This is a genomic window from Aeromonas enterica, assembly GCF_054052465.1.
In genome coordinates, this window is sequence record NZ_JBSTYL010000006.1 from 92,942 (window position 1) to 107,845 (window position 14,904).

Genomic DNA, 14,904 nt, shown 5'->3' on the forward strand with positions numbered 1-14,904 from the left:
GGTGTTGATTACAATTTGATAACAAGGGTGTTCCATATATTAGACACCCTTGCCAATGGCAACCGTAAAGTCGGGGTTTAACATGGACAGTATCAAGGGCTGGATGGAGAGCAATCGCATCACGGAAGTGGAGTGCCTGTTTCCGGATTTCACCGGTAATGCCCGGGGCAAGATCATTCCAGCCAACAAATTTTTGCGCGAAGGCGGCATGCGGCTGCCCGAGGTTATCTTCACCCAGACGGTGACCGGCGAGTACCCGGATGACGACAGCATGATTGATCCGCTGGAGCGGGACATGCAGCTCTATCCGGACCCCAACACCATTCGTTTCGTGCCCTGGGCACTGGAGCCGACCGCTCAGGTGATCCACGACTGCTTCGACATCAATGGCAAGCTGATCGACATAGCGCCGCGCTCCGTGCTGCGTCGGGTCCTGTCATTTTATGAGAAACAGGGCTGGAAGCCGGTGGTGGCACCCGAACTGGAGTTCTATCTGGTCAAGCGCAACGAAGATCCCGACTACCCGCTCGTGCCGCCCGTCGGTCGCAATGGCCGTCCCGAGACCGCCCGCCAGTCGTTCAGTATCGATGCGGTCAACGAATTCGATCCCATCTTCGAGGACATGTACGACTACTGCGAGGCGCAGGAGCTGGAAGTGGACACCCTGATCCACGAGTCCGGCGCCGCCCAGATGGAGATCAACTTCCTGCACGGCGATGCCATCGATCTGGCCGATCAGGTATTCCTGTTCAAGCGCACCATGCGTGAGGCGGCTCACAAGCACGGCATCTACGCCACCTTCATGGCCAAGCCGATGAGCGACGAACCGGGCTCCGCCATGCACATCCACCAGAGCCTGGAAGATGTGAACGGTCGCAACCTGTTCGGCATGGAAAATGGCGGCAATTCCGAGCTGTTCATGCACTTTATCGCCGGCCTGCAGAAATACACTCCGGCAGTGACCGCCCTGCTGGCGCCAAACGTCAACTCCTACCGTCGACTCACCTTCGGCGAGAGTGCACCCCGCAACGTGCAGTGGGGCGTAGAGAACCGCACCTGCGGCCTGCGCGTGCCCTTCTCCGAGGCCGGTGCGCGCCGCGTCGAAAACCGCTTCGCTGGCGCCGACGCCAATCCGTATCTGGCCCTGGCCGCCACCCTGGCCTGTGGTTATCTCGGCATGATGGAAAAGCTGGAGCCGCTGCAGGAGATGAAGTCGAGCGCCTATGACCTGCCCTACAGCCTGCCTCGCTCGCTGGAGGAGGCTCTGAGCCACCTGGAACAATGCGACCCCATCAAGGAGATGCTGGGGGAACGCTTCATTCGTGCCTTCGTCGCGGTCAAGCGCAAGGAGTACGAGACCTACTTCGGGGTGATCAGTCGCTGGGAGCGGGAGTTTCTGCTGCTGAACGTGTGATCTGGATGCGTGCTTGTCACGCATCACCCCGGCACGGGGAGGTCAATGATGACCCCTCCTGCTCATATCGAAGGAACCGAGGAGCAAGCAATGAAGCAGACCACACGTGAGTGGCAGCAACTGGATGCCAACCACCACCTGCACCCCTTTACCGATTTTCAAGCGCTCAACAAGAAGGGCAGCCGCATCATCACCAAGGCCGAAGGTGTCTACCTGGAAGACTCTGACGGGCGCCGCATTCTGGACGGGATGGCGGGCCTGTGGTGCGTCAACATGGGTTACGGTCGCCAGGAGCTGGTGGAGGCTGCCACCCGTCAGATGCAGCAGTTGCCCTATTACAATCTCTTCTTCCAGACCAGTCATCCGCCTGCGGTCGAGCTGGCAACCCTGCTGGCCGAGATCACCCCCTCCCATCTCAACCATGTTTTCTTCACTGGCTCCGGTTCCGAGTGCAACGATACCGTGCTGCGCATGGTGCGCCACTACTGGGCCAGCAAGGGACAACCCCAGAAGCAGGTGATCATCAGCCGCCACAATGCCTATCACGGCTCCACGGTGGCAGGCGCCAGCCTGGGCGGTATGAAGGGCATGCATGCGCAGGGTGGCCTGCCCATTCCCGGCATAGTACACATCGATCAGCCCTACCACTTCGGTGAAGGGCAGGGGATGAGCGCCCATGAGTTCGGCCTGGCCCGTGCCCGTCAGCTGGAGGAGAAGATTCTGGAGCTGGGAGTGGACCAGGTGGCGGCCTTCATCGGCGAACCCATCCAGGGCGCCGGCGGCGTCATCATTCCGCCCGACAGCTACTGGCCCGAGATCCAGCGCATCTGCGATCACTACGGCATCCTGCTGATCGCCGACGAGGTGATCTGCGGCTTTGGTCGCACCGGTCACTGGTTCGCCAGCGAGGGTTTTGGCATCAAGCCGGACCTCATGTGCCTGGCCAAGGGCATCACCTCCGGCTATTTGCCGATGGGGGCCGTGATGGTGGGAGACAGGGTTGCCAAGGTGCTGGTGGAGGAGGGGGGCGAATTCAACCACGGCTTCACTTATTCCGGTCATCCGGTGGCCTGCGCCGTCGCCATTGCCAATATCCAGCTTATGCAAAGTGAAAGCATAGTTAAGCGAATTCATGATACCATCGGCCCCTATTTGCAGCGCCGCTGGGCGGAGTTGGCGGACCACCCGCTGGTGGGAGAAACCCGTGGCAAAGGCCTGGTGGCCGCGTTGGAAATAGTGCAGGACAAACAGACCAACAGCCGCTTCCCAGCTGAGTTGCATGCCGGTATGACCTGCCGGGAGTTCTGCTTTAACAATGGCTTGGTGATGCGGGCGGTCGGCGATACCATGATCATATCGCCCCCCTTGGTGATCACCGAGGAACAGGTGGATGAATTGGTCAATCTGGCCAGGCTCAGTCTGGATCTGACGGCTGCAAAGCTGAAAGGGTAGGCGAGTGCCGGGCAGGCTGGCTTGCGCATACAATTTGCTTAGGAGACAAGGACGATGTCTTTCAAAACGGGAATGATCGCAGCCTCGGTGGCGCTGATCATGATGAGTACCGGAGCGATGGCCGAGGACAAGGTGTTGCACGTCTACAACTGGAGCGACTATATCGCGCCGAATACTCTGGAAGACTTCCAGAAAGAGACGGGCATCAAGGTGGTCTATGACGTGTTCGACAGCAACGAAGTGCTGGAAGCCAAGTTGCTGGCGGGTAGCTCAGGCTATGACATCGTCGTGCCGTCCAACCCCTTCCTGGCCAAGCAAATCAAGGCGGGCGTATTCCAGAAGCTGGACAAGTCCAAGCTCTCCAATTGGAAAAATATGGATACCTCGTTGCTCAAGGCGCTCGAACCGAGTGACCCGGGCAACCAGTACTCCATTCCCTATCTATGGGGCACCATCGGTTATGCCTACAACCCGGAGAAGGTGAAAGCCGTGCTGGGTGACAAGGCGCCGGTGGACTCCTGGGATCTGGTGTTCAAACCGGAAAACATGGCCAAGTTGAAGGAGTGCGGTGTCTCCTTCCTCGACTCACCGACCGAAATGCTGCCGGCCGCCCTGCAATACCTGGGCTTCAAGCCGGACAGTCAGAAGCCGGACGAGTTGAAGAAAGCCGAGGCGCTGTTCCTCTCTATCCGTCCCTATACCGCCTATTTCCACTCCTCCAAGTACATCTCGGATCTGGCCAATGGCAACCTGTGCGTAGCGGTCGGTTACTCCGGTGACTTGCAGCAGTCCAAATCCCGGGCGCTTGAGGCCAAAAACGGCATCAATCTGACCTATGTGATTCCGAAAGAGGGGGCAGGCAGCTTCTTCGACATGCTGGCCATCCCGGCGGATGCGAAGAATGTGGAGGAGGCCCATGTGTTCTTGAACTATCTGATGAAACCTGAAGTGATCGCGCAGATCTCCGATGCCGTCAGCTACCCGAGCGGGAACAAGGCCTCGGTGCCGCTGGTGTCCGAGAAGATCCGCAACGATCCAGGCATCTATCCGAGCGACGAAACGCTGGCGAAGATCTACACCTTCCCGGATCTGCCGGCCAAGGTGCAGCGTCTGATGACGCGTAGCTGGACCAAGATCAAGTCAGGCAAGTAAGTGATGAGTGCCCCTCCCGGTCTGCAGTTCGGCCGGGAGGGTGGTGACAACCCGACAGGTTGGACGGCGCGTATGGATGCGCAGCTGGCATACCAAAAAACATGAGGACTGATACGTGCACACAACCAAGATAGTGACGATGGCCCTGGCTCTGGGGTTGGCAAACGTGGCCCAGGCTGCCCCTGTGGTTCATTTTTACAACTGGTCCGACTATATCGGCGAGACCACCCTCAATGACTTTCAGCAAGCAACCGGGATCCAGACCGTCTATGACGTGTTCGATTCCAACGAGACGCTGGAAGGCAAGCTGCTGACCGGACGCACCGGTTACGATCTGGTGGTGCCCTCCAACAATTTCCTGGCCAAGCAGATCAAGGCGGGGGCGTTCCAGAAGCTGGATCCCGCCCTGCTGCCCAATCTGGTCAATCTGGATCCCCTGCTGCTCAAGCAGCTCGACAAGGTGGATCCGGGTCACCAGTACGCCGTGCCCTACCTGTGGGGCACCAACGGCATCGGTTATAACGTCGACAAGGTCAAGGCCGTGCTGGGGGTCGACAAGATTGACTCCTGGGCCATGATCTTCGAACCGGAGAACATGCAGAAGCTGGCTCGCTGCGGTGTCGCCTTCCTCGACTCGGCCGACGAGATGATCCCGGCGGTGCTCAACTACCTCGGGCTTGACCCCAACAGCCAGGATCCGGCGGACCTCAAGCGTGCCGAAGAACAATTGCTCAAGGTGCGCCCCTATGTGACCTACTTTCACTCCTCCAAGTACATTGGCGATCTCGCCAACGGCGACATCTGCGTGGCGGCGGGTTTCTCCGGCGACATCCTGCAGGCGGCGGCCCGTGCCAATGAAGCAGGCAAGGGGATCAAGATTACCTATAGCATCCCGAAAGAGGGAGGCAATCTCTGGTTCGACATGATGGCGATCCCGGCGGATGCCACCAATGTGAAAGAGGCGCACGCCCTCATCAACTACGTACTCCGTCCCGAGGTTATTGCCCAGATCAGCAATCATGTGGGTTATGCCAACCCCAACGCCAAGGCGGGAGAGTTCATGGAGGAGAGCGTACGCAATGACGAGTCCGTCTATCCACCCCAGGCGGTGCTTGAGCGGCTGTATGTGCAGCAGGCTCATCCCCGTGCGGTGCAGCGTCTGATCACCCGGAGTTGGACCAAGATCAAGTCCGGAACCTAACCTTGGCGCCCATCTTGGGGCGCCAGACTGTTTTATGGATCGGCCCAGGCCGGTATCACGTTTGGGAGTTTGGTAATGGCGATAGCCTCCAGTGCCTACAAGAAAGCCCTCGAGGGCAACCAGCAACGCAAAGAAGTGCTGGTGAAGATTGACAGGGTAAGCAAGCAGTTTGATGAAACGCTGGCGGTCGACAATGTGTCCCTCAACATCCACAAGGGCGAAATTTTCGCCCTGCTGGGGGGCTCCGGCTCCGGCAAGTCGACCCTGCTGCGGATGCTGGCGGGATTCGAGCGTCCCACCGAGGGACGACTGTTCCTCGATGGTGTCGACATCACCGACATGCCGCCCTATGAGCGTCCCATCAACATGATGTTCCAGTCCTATGCCCTGTTCCCCCACATGACGGTGGCGCAGAACATCGCCTTTGGCCTCAAGCAGGACGGCCTGCCCAAGGCTGAGGTCGATGCACGGGTGGAGGAGATGCTCAAGCTGGTGCAGATGACCCAGTATGCGCGCCGCAAACCGCACCAGCTCTCCGGTGGTCAGCGCCAGCGGGTTGCCCTGGCCCGTTCCCTGGCCAAGCGCCCCAAACTGTTGCTGCTGGATGAGCCCATGGGGGCACTCGACAAGAAGCTGCGCTCCCAGATGCAGCTGGAGCTGGTCGAGATCATCGAACGGGTCGGGGTAACCTGCGTCATGGTGACCCACGATCAGGAAGAGGCCATGACCATGGCCGAGCGTATCGCCATCATGCACCTCGGCTGCATTGAGCAGATAGGCAGCCCGATGGACATCTATGAAACCCCAGCCAGCCGACTGGTGTGCGAGTTCATCGGCAACGTCAACCTGTTTGACGGCCTGCTGGTGGAGGATGAGCAGGATCACGCCACCATCGCTTGCGCCGACCTGGAGCAACCCATCTATGTGGGACATGGCATCAGCTCCCGCGCCGAAAACAAGAAGGTGAGCTATGCCTTGCGGCCGGAAAAACTGCTGATGAGCACCCAAAAACCGACCGAAATCGAGCACCCGGATTTCAACTGGACCAAGGGTGAGGTCTATGACATCGCCTATCTGGGTGGTCACTCGGTTTATCACATCCAGCTGCCCTCGGGCAAAATCGTGCAGGCCTTCATCGCCAACGCCGAACGCCACGGCAAGCGGCCGACCTGGGATGACCAGGTGTTCCTCTATTGGGAAGATGACAGCGGCGTGGTGTTGCAATCATGAAGGCATTGAGACGACTGAAGCGACTGGGCGGGCGCCAGCTGGTGATCGGCATCCCCTTCTTCTGGCTGTTCCTGTTCTTCCTGCTGCCCTTCATCATAGTGGTGAAGATAAGCTTCGCCGAAGCGGACGTGGCGATCCCGCCCTACACCGACGTGGTGAGCTGGGCAGACGATCAGCTCACCATACTGCTTCACATGGGTAACTACCTGTTGCTGCAGGAGGATGATCTCTACATAGCGGCCTATCTCGGCTCCCTCAAGATGGCCTTCGTCAGTACCCTGCTCTGTCTGCTGATTGGCTATCCGATGGCCTACTCCATCGCACGGGCCAACAAGGAGACCCAGACCGTTCTGCTGCTGCTCATCATGATGCCGACCTGGACCGCGATCCTGATCCGGGTTTACGCCTGGATGGGGATCCTCAGCAACAACGGCCTGCTCAACAGCCTGCTGATAGGCATTGGCCTGATTGACGAGCCGCTGACCATACTCAACACCAACCTGGCGGTCTATATCGGTATCGTTTATTCCTACCTGCCGTTCATGGTGCTGCCGCTCTACGCCAACTTGGTGAAGCACGATCAGAGCCTGCTGGAGGCGGCTTCGGATCTCGGCGCCCGCAACCTGACCCGGTTTTGGCAGATCACTGTGCCGCTATCCAAGAACGGCATCATCGCCGGCTGCATGCTGGTGTTTATCCCGGTAGTGGGTGAGTTTGTCATCCCGGAACTGCTCGGTGGCCCGGAAACCCTGATGATAGGTAAAGTGCTGTGGCAGGAGTTCTTCAACAACCGTGACTGGCCGGTGGCCTCAGCTCTGGCGGTGGTGATGCTGGCGGTCTTGATAGTTCCGATTATCCTGTTTAACCGCAACCAGGCCAAAGAGCTGGAGGGCAAGGTATGAAGCGTTTCGGTTTTGCCACGCTGATGTTGTGGCTGGGGCTGCTGTTTATCTACCTGCCCATGGTCATCATGGTGATCTACTCCTTCAACGCCTCCAAGCTGGTGACTGTGTGGGGCGGCTGGTCGCTGAAGTGGTACTTCGGCCTGCTCGACAACAAGCAGCTGATAGGCTCTGTGCTGCGCTCGCTGGAGATTGCGCTCTACACGGCGGTTGCCGCCGTGGCGCTGGGGACTGTGGCGGCTTTCGTGCTGACCCGGATCCCGCACTTCCGTGGCCGGACCCTGTTCGGGGGACTGGTGACGGCCCCCCTGGTGATGCCCGAAGTGATCACGGGTCTGTCGCTGTTGCTGCTGTTTGTGGCCATGGCCCAGCTGGTGGGTTGGCCTGCCGAGCGGGGCATGGTGACCATCTGGATCGCTCACACCACCTTCTGTACCGCCTATGTGGCGATCGTGGTGTCGGCGCGCCTGCGGGAGCTGGATCTCTCCATTGAGGAGGCGGCCATGGATCTGGGGGCCAAACCCTGGAAGGTGTTCTTCCTGATCACCATCCCTATGATAGCCCCCTCGCTGGCGGCGGGTGGCATGATGTCGTTTGCCCTGTCGCTGGATGATCTGGTGCTGGCGAGCTTCGTCTCGGGTCCGGGCGCCACTACCTTGCCGATGGAAGTCTTCTCGGCGGTGCGGCTCGGGGTGAAGCCCGAGATCAACGCGGTAGCCAGCCTGATCCTGCTGTCAGTTTCACTGTTCACCTTTGGCAGCTGGTATCTGATGGCCAAGGCGGAAAAGCGCCGTCGTGCCGAGATCGCCATGACCACCCAGATGCAGGCCGTCGCCTGACCCCGAGGCTGTTGACGCCGCAACATGGCTTGCGCCGCAGCGTCAACAGCCCCTAAGATCCGCATTCTCTCATTTGTCAGGAGAATGGAATGCGGATCTCCCTCTTTATCGGCCAGAGCGCCGAGATGAATGCCGAACTGGCTCCCGCTCTCGTCAGTGCCATCGACAAGCATGTGGCAGGCAACCCCCTGTGGTGCAGTTTTTCTGGCCTGGAGGGAGATGAACAGAGCGATCGGCGCCATCACGGCGGCCCTGATAGGGCACTGCACTACTACCCTGCAGAACATTACCCCTGGTGGCACAACTGGCAAACGGCGCTGGGACTTGCCGTCCCCCGCACCCCCTGGCAACCCGCCGCCTTTGGCGAGAATATGTCCGGGGTCGGACTGACCGAGGCGCAGGCCTGCATCGGCGATGTCTATCGACTTGGTGAGGCGCTAATCCAGATAAGTCAGCCGAGATCCCCCTGTTTCAAGCTCAACCAGCGTTTCGGCTATGGCCAGATGTCACAGGTGATGCAACTCAATGGCCGTTGTGGCTGGCTGTTGCGGGTGCTGGAGGAGGGAACGGTCGCACCGCAGGAGGCGATGGAGCTGGTCGACAGGCCCTATCCCGCCCTGACGGTGAAACGCACTGCCGATATCTTGTTCAATCAGCTACTGGACGAAGCGGATCTGCTGTTGCTGCTGGAGAATCCAGCGCTCTCTCCCAATTGGCGTCAACATGCGGCCAACTGGCTGGAACATGGGGTGGTGGCCGACTGGCGTCGCCGCTTGCTGGGGCCGGACGAATTTCAGCTTCCCTAGAATGGGTTGGAAAAATGTCACGCCCTTGCGCCCTTTCTGTGAACCCGGCACCAAAGCGCTGAATAGTTGAACGAACGGCCATTTTTTTCCTTTAAAACAAAAAAAAGGCTTGTGTCATGTCGGGGCATTAGGTAAATTCTCGCCCCGCAGACATCGGTGTGTAGCGCAGCTTGGTAGCGCACTTCGTTCGGGACGAAGGGGTCGGAGGTTCGAATCCTCTCACACCGACCATATTAGAAAAGGCCGCTCAATGAGCGGCCTTTTCGCATCTGGATTTTACCGATCCCGGTACGGAATATCTTGGTTGCTGGTTGCTGGTTGCTGGTTGCTGGTTGCTGGTTGCTGGTTGCTGGTTGCTGGTTGCTGGTTGCTGGTGGTGGCCTATCGATGCCGCTGCGACTTTCTTGCTCATCTGTCCGGTTGCCGTCGTGGTGCGCAGACATTAAAAGGGCCACCGCTCGGTGGCCCAGGGTGGAGTCTGATCCTGACTCCGGCACTCTAGATTGTGGCAATTTCGCTATGGGTCTTGTCTATGGTGCCCTCCTTGCGCGCCAGGCGCTTACTCAGATATGCCAGTGCTGATGCCGCAATGCCTTGAAGCTGTGTTGAGGTTGCAAGGCCGCGTGCTTGGGGTACTCACTAATGAAATGTTCGATTCCCTCCATCAGTTGTGAACGTAATGAAAACACGGGCTCATGCCAGGCTTGCAGGCATAAATGGCCGGGGATCAACTGCTCCTGATAATCTTCCAGCAGCTGTTCTGGCCAGGGTTCAATACCGGAATTGCGTTGCAGTAGATAATGGGCGGCGGGTTCACGGGCGTAGATGAACTGAATCTGGGCCAGATCGCGTTGGCATAGCGTTTGACTGTTGATATGACAGGTCAAATATTTTCCCGTCTTCAGATCCAAGAAGTGACCGCGTTGCCGACAGGCTACGATGCGATACCAAGGCAGGGGCGAACAGAGAGAGTATCCCTCAAGCTCCTGTTCCAGCCAGTGGCGACACTCGGGTGTCTGCACCTCGTCGAGCATGGACTCGAGCTGTGTCAACAAGGCTCTGGATGGTTTGGTGGCCAGTTTCGCACTCATCGCCTGCAATCCTCCCTCTGCATACAATCCCGAATTTCAGTATGGACCCGTGGGCGACAGAGGGGTAACGATTCTAATGATTAAAATCAGATTAGCAGCGTGGTTTTTATGCAATGAGTGAGTTAGCCCACCAGATAGGTGCCGGTACCGAAGGCGATGTGGGTTCCCTCTTCGTTGTGCAGCTCCATACGAGCGACGGCGACCTTGCTGCCCGCCCGGATGATGTGGGCGGTGGCGATGAATTCGTTGCCACGGCCCGGACGCAGGTAGTCCACCCGCAGATCTATGGTGCCGAGGCGGGAGAAGCGTTCCTTGAGGTAGTTGGGGGAGAAGTCCTCCAGCTCGTCGATGCAAGAGGCGGCGACTATCATGCCGCCGGCCACGTCGAGCAGGCTGGCAGTAACGCCGCCGTGCAAGATGTTGTGGAAGGGGTTGCCGATCAGCTTGTCATCCATCTTGATGCGCAACTCCACCTTCTCGAAGTCGTAGTGGGTCACCTGCATGCCAATCAGCTTGTTGAAAGGCATCCGCTCGGCGAACAGGTTGGCAATGCCACTGAGCGCCATCTTCTTCAGCATGTGTTTCATTCTCTGATACCGATCCCTGTCATCAAAGCCGAGTAAAAACTCCAGCCAGTCTGCAACACTTCCTTAACAGTCGCAATGGCAGGTTTATTGTGAGCGGCGGCTGCTTTAGAATGGCGACCCCAAAGGAGAGCCCATGACCGTCATTGCCGAAACCTTGCCCGATACACCACTTGCCTTGTTGCAGGCGGTATTCGGCTACCAGCAATTTCGGCCGGGCCAGCTGGAGATCATCGAGCAGATAGTGGCGGGACGCGATGCCATGGTGCTCAAGCCCACCGGTGGCGGCAAGTCACTCTGCTTCCAGATACCGGCGCTGCTGCGACCCGGGCTGGGCGTAGTGGTCTCCCCGCTTATCTCGCTGATGAAGGATCAAGTCGACAGCCTGCGCGCCAACGGTGTGGCGGCCATTTACATCAACTCGGCCCTGAGCCGGGAGGAGATGATCCAGAACTTTGCCGCCATGCGTCGCGGCGAGATCAAGCTGCTCTACGTCTCCCCCGAGCGCTTGTTGCAGCATGAATTCATGGATCGGCTGGCGGAGCTGCCGCTCGGCCTGTTCGCCATCGACGAGGCGCACTGCGTCTCCCAGTGGGGCCACGATTTTCGCCCCGAATACGCGGCGCTCGGGCGGCTCAAGCAGTGGTTCCCCCAAGTGCCTGTGGTGGCGCTCACCGCCACCGCCGACGAGGCGACCCGGAGCGACATGCTGCACCGGCTGGAGCTCAACGATCCCTTTATCCATACCGCCAGCTTCGACAGGCCCAACATCCGCTACAGCCTGGTGGAGAAGTTCAAGGCGGCGGAGCAGTTGCTGCGCTATGTGCAGAGCCAGAAGGGCAACTGCGGCATCGTCTACTGTTCCAGTCGCAATCGGGTGGAAGAGGTGGCCGAGCGCCTCTCCCGCCACGGCAGCAAGGCCGCGCCCTACCACGCCGGTCTGCCCCTGGCCCAGCGCCAGCAGGCCCAGGATGCCTTCCTCAAGGATGACATCGAGATCGTGGTGGCGACGGTGGCGTTTGGTATGGGTATCGACAAGCCGAACGTGCGCTTCGTGGTGCACTACGACATCCCCAAGAACATCGAGTCCTACTATCAGGAGACGGGCCGGGCCGGCCGTGATGGTACCCCGGCTGAGGCACTGCTGCTGTACGATCCCGCCGATATAGGCCGGGTGCGCCGCCTGCTCGACAACATAGAAAACCCCCAGCAGTTGCAGGTTGAGCAGTACAAGCTCAACGTGATGGCGGCCTTTGCCGAGGCGCAGACCTGCCGTCGCCAGGTGCTGCTCAACTACTTCGGTGAATACAACGACAAGCCGTGTGGCAACTGCGACATCTGTCTGGATCCGCCCAAGAGCTACGACGGCACCGAGGATGCCCAGAAGGCGCTCTCCTGCGTCTGGCGGGTGGGTCAGAACTTCGGGGTGGGTTACGTGGTGGAGGTGCTGCGCGGCTCTCTCAACCAGCGCATCAAGGATCACGGCCACGACAAGCTGTCGACCTACGGCATCGGCAAGGATCAGAGCCACGAGTACTGGATGAGCGTGATCCGCCAGCTGATCCACAAGGGGCTGCTGACCCAGAACATCACCCGCAATCTGGTGCTGCAGCTGACCGAGGCGTCCCGCCCCGTGCTGCGTGGCGAGATGAAGCTGGAACTGGCGGTGCCACGGCTGCAGCCCATCTCCAGTCGCAAGGAGAAGCGCAACGGCCTGCTCGACAATGCCAATTACGACAAGCGGTTGTTCAAGGAGCTGCGTGGCCTGCGCAAGCAGATCGCCGAGGATGAAGAGGTGCCGCCCTACGTGGTGTTCAACGATGCGACCCTGGTGGAGATGGCCCAGCTGATGCCGATGACCGAGGTTGAGATGCTGGCCATCAACGGCGTCGGGCATCGCAAGCTGGAGCGCTTCGGTGAAGCCTTTATGGACCTTATCATCGACTACTGCCGGCGGTAGGCAGTGACCCCGGCCTCCCTCCTCAAGAATGGAGGGGCACTTTTACACCCCCTCTTTGCAAGGGAAGGGCCGGGGTTGTCTGGGTAAGGCGGGTTATTTCAAGCTGGCGTAATAGGCCGCCAGGTTCTCCATGTCGGCCTCGGTGAGCGGCGCCATGAAGGGCAGCATCAAGGGTTCCTTGCGACTGCCCTCCTTGAAGGCTTTCAGCTGTTTCACCAGATAGGCGGCATTCTGGCCGGCCAGATGGGGATAGTTGGGGATCAGTGCCTTGCCCTCGACCCCATGGCAGGCGGAGCAGACCGCCGCCTTGGCCTTGCCCGCCTCTATGTCGGCCGCCTGGGCCTGTCCCCACAACAATATCAGCAGGGGCAGGGCGCCCAGCCATCTTTGCATCTTCTTCTCCTTGAAATGAAATAGCGCGATCGCCTGTTAGCCGAACTCGGCCGACGGCGGTATAAAGAGTGACACGAGCATACGCAGGGACGAATCGCACTACCATGAAGCTGATCAACACTTTCGCCACCGAACTGCCCTGGGCCTGTGAGCCCGTGGCCCCCCAGCCGCTGCACGAGCCTAGCTTGCTGCACCTCAACCACAGTCTGCTGAACGAGCTGGGACTGGGCGATGTCGGCGCAACAGACTGGCTTGCCTGTTGTGGGCTGGGGCAGCCGCTGCCCGGCATGCAGCCGGTGGCCCAGGTCTATGCGGGTCATCAGTTCGGTGGTTACAGCCCGCGGCTCGGTGATGGCCGCGCCCTGTTGCTGGGGGAGCAGCTTGCACCGGATGGTCAGGGCTGGGATCTGCATCTGAAAGGGGCGGGCAAGACCCCCTTCTCCCGTTTCGGCGATGGTCGCGCCGTGTTGCGCTCCAGCATCCGCGAGTATCTCGCCTCCGAGGCGCTGCATGCCCTCGGCATTCCCACTACCCGTGCGCTGGTGCTGGTGGGGAGCAGTGAGCCCGTTTACCGCGAACAGGTCGAGACGGGAGCGACAGTGCTGCGCACAGCTCCCAGCCACCTGCGCTTCGGTCACATCGAATATTTCGCCTGGAGTGGTCAGGGGGAGAAGATCCCGGCTCTCATCGACTATCTGCTCCGTCACCACTTCCCCGAGCTGAGCAACGGGGCCGAACTTTTTGCCGAGGTAGTACGGCGCACCGCGCGGCTCATCGCCAAGTGGCAGGCCGCCGGTTTCTGCCACGGCGTGATGAACACCGACAACATGTCGCTGCTCGGGCTGACCCTGGATTACGGCCCCTACGGCTTCATCGATGCCTATGTGCCGGACTTTGTCTGCAATCATTCGGATCCGGGTGGCCGCTACGCGCTGGATCAGCAGCCGGCGGTGGGTTACTGGAATCTGCAGAAGCTGGCGCAAGCGCTGGCGGACCATGTGGACGGCGAGGCCCTGGCCGCCGCGCTGGCCCAGTATGAACATCAGCTGATGCTGCACTACTCCGAGCTGATGCGCGCCAAACTCGGGTTGTCGGTGTGGGAAGAGGAGGACCCGGCGCTGTTCCGCGAGCTGTTCCGGCTGCTGGCGAGCCAGAGAGTGGACTACCACCTCTTTCTGCGCCGACTAGGTGAGGTTACTCAGCAGGGTGATTTTCCTGCCTCCCTGCTGGCACTGCTGCCGGATCCTGCGCTCTGGCAGCAGTGGCTCGCGCTCTATCGGGCGCGACTGGTGCGGGAGGGAAGCGAGGATGCCGCCCGCAAGCGGCAGATGGATGCCATCAATCCCAAGTACGTGCTGCGCAATGCCCTGGCCCAGCAGGCGATAGATGCCGCTGAGGCGGGAGATATGACCTCGTTCGAGCGGTTGTTTGCGGCCTTGCAGCACCCCTATGACGAACAACCCGAGTATGACGACCTGGCGACACCGGTTCCCCAGTGGTATTGCGGTGGCGAGCTTTCTTGCAGCAGTTGAGGACCAGCAGATGAACTGGGGTATCACGCAGATAGACAATGAAGCAGGGGTGGTGACGCTGGTGAACCCTGCGCTCGACTGGGACAGCTTTCCGACTCTGGCCGAGGCCCTGTTGCAGGAGTGGGAGCTGGTGGAGCTCAAGCGGGAGTGTGGCGCCGATCGTCACAGCTGGTTGCTGGAGTTCGAGGGGAGCCGCATTCGGCTCGAATACGAACACTACAGCGGTTGCTGGCTGGCGGCGGAGCAGCCGGCCGATGTTGAGGTGCTGCTCTGGCTTGCCCGCCTGCATCAGGGGTGAGTAGGGGGCAGCAGCATCAATCAACCGCATAAAGATTGAACTATCAGTTG

Annotated in this window: 14 protein-coding genes and 1 tRNA gene; 12 read left to right on the forward strand and 3 right to left on the reverse strand. The window is 59.7% G+C overall.

Annotated elements, in window-relative coordinates:
- Positions 1 to 82: 82 nt before the first annotated feature.
- From ACW5XD_RS09040 to ACW5XD_RS09080, 9 genes are all read left to right on the forward strand, one after another.
- Positions 83 to 1,414, forward strand: a complete 1,332-nt coding sequence (locus tag ACW5XD_RS09040) for a glutamine synthetase family protein (RefSeq protein WP_456494613.1) — start codon at positions 83 to 85, stop codon at positions 1,412 to 1,414.
- 90 nt (positions 1,415 to 1,504) lie between these two features.
- Positions 1,505 to 2,866 (forward strand): aspartate aminotransferase family protein, encoded by a 1,362-nt coding sequence (locus ACW5XD_RS09045; protein WP_456494614.1) that lies wholly within the window; start codon positions 1,505 to 1,507, stop codon positions 2,864 to 2,866.
- Between the two features lie 54 nt (positions 2,867 to 2,920).
- The gene (locus ACW5XD_RS09050) at positions 2,921 to 4,018 is read left to right on the forward strand and encodes an extracellular solute-binding protein (RefSeq protein ID WP_456494615.1); all 1,098 of its coding nucleotides are present in this window, start codon (positions 2,921 to 2,923) and stop codon (positions 4,016 to 4,018) included.
- Between the two features lie 139 nt (positions 4,019 to 4,157).
- Positions 4,158 to 5,219 carry a polyamine ABC transporter substrate-binding protein gene (locus ACW5XD_RS09055; protein WP_456494697.1) on the forward strand — a complete coding sequence of 354 codons (1,062 nt, stop codon included), beginning with the start codon at positions 4,158 to 4,160 and terminating at the stop codon, positions 5,217 to 5,219.
- A gap of 75 nt (positions 5,220 to 5,294) precedes the next feature.
- On the forward strand, positions 5,295 to 6,449 hold the full coding sequence (gene potA, locus ACW5XD_RS09060) for a polyamine ABC transporter ATP-binding protein (protein WP_456494616.1): 1,155 nt from the start codon (positions 5,295 to 5,297) through the stop codon (positions 6,447 to 6,449).
- Positions 6,446 to 7,351 carry an ABC transporter permease subunit gene (locus ACW5XD_RS09065; RefSeq protein WP_456494617.1) on the forward strand — a complete coding sequence of 302 codons (906 nt, stop codon included), beginning with the start codon at positions 6,446 to 6,448 and terminating at the stop codon, positions 7,349 to 7,351. Before potA ends, ACW5XD_RS09065 begins: the two co-directional genes overlap by 4 nt.
- Positions 7,348 to 8,190: an ABC transporter permease subunit gene (locus ACW5XD_RS09070; protein ID WP_456494618.1), complete on the forward strand. Its 843-nt coding sequence runs from the start codon at positions 7,348 to 7,350 to the stop codon at positions 8,188 to 8,190. The genes ACW5XD_RS09065 and ACW5XD_RS09070 overlap by 4 nt, the downstream gene beginning before the upstream one ends.
- A gap of 89 nt (positions 8,191 to 8,279) precedes the next feature.
- A complete protein-coding gene (locus ACW5XD_RS09075; RefSeq protein WP_456494619.1) occupies positions 8,280 to 8,996 on the forward strand; it encodes an MOSC domain-containing protein in 717 nt (238 codons plus the stop codon).
- 154 nt (positions 8,997 to 9,150) lie between these two features.
- Positions 9,151 to 9,227, forward strand: a tRNA-Pro gene (locus tag ACW5XD_RS09080).
- Positions 9,228 to 9,559: 332 nt separating this feature from the next.
- Here the strand turns inward: ACW5XD_RS09080 and ACW5XD_RS09085 are convergent.
- Both ACW5XD_RS09085 and ACW5XD_RS09090 read right to left on the reverse strand, forming a co-directional pair.
- Entirely contained in the window at positions 9,560 to 10,087 is a 528-nt protein-coding gene (locus ACW5XD_RS09085) for an AbiTii domain-containing protein (protein WP_456494620.1), read from the reverse strand.
- Positions 10,088 to 10,209: 122 nt separating this feature from the next.
- Positions 10,210 to 10,674: a thioesterase family protein gene (locus tag ACW5XD_RS09090; RefSeq protein WP_021138466.1), complete on the reverse strand. Its 465-nt coding sequence runs from the start codon at positions 10,672 to 10,674 to the stop codon at positions 10,210 to 10,212.
- Between the two features lie 133 nt (positions 10,675 to 10,807).
- On the opposite strand from ACW5XD_RS09090, the gene recQ reads away from it, so the two are divergent.
- Positions 10,808 to 12,631, forward strand: a complete 1,824-nt coding sequence (recQ, locus tag ACW5XD_RS09095) for an ATP-dependent DNA helicase RecQ (RefSeq protein WP_456494621.1) — start codon at positions 10,808 to 10,810, stop codon at positions 12,629 to 12,631.
- Between the two features lie 93 nt (positions 12,632 to 12,724).
- Here recQ and ACW5XD_RS09100 read toward each other — a convergent pair whose 3' ends face one another.
- Positions 12,725 to 13,024, reverse strand: coding sequence for a c-type cytochrome (locus ACW5XD_RS09100; protein WP_456494622.1), 300 nt, complete (start codon positions 13,022 to 13,024; stop codon positions 12,725 to 12,727).
- Between the two features lie 104 nt (positions 13,025 to 13,128).
- Here ACW5XD_RS09100 and ACW5XD_RS09105 point away from each other — a divergent pair, with 104 nt between their 5' ends.
- The gene (locus ACW5XD_RS09105; protein WP_456494623.1) at positions 13,129 to 14,556 is read left to right on the forward strand and encodes a protein adenylyltransferase SelO; all 1,428 of its coding nucleotides are present in this window, start codon (positions 13,129 to 13,131) and stop codon (positions 14,554 to 14,556) included.
- Positions 14,557 to 14,566: 10 nt separating this feature from the next.
- A complete protein-coding gene (locus tag ACW5XD_RS09110; protein ID WP_456494624.1) occupies positions 14,567 to 14,854 on the forward strand; it encodes a DUF3630 family protein in 288 nt (95 codons plus the stop codon).
- Positions 14,855 to 14,904 lie beyond the last annotated feature (50 nt).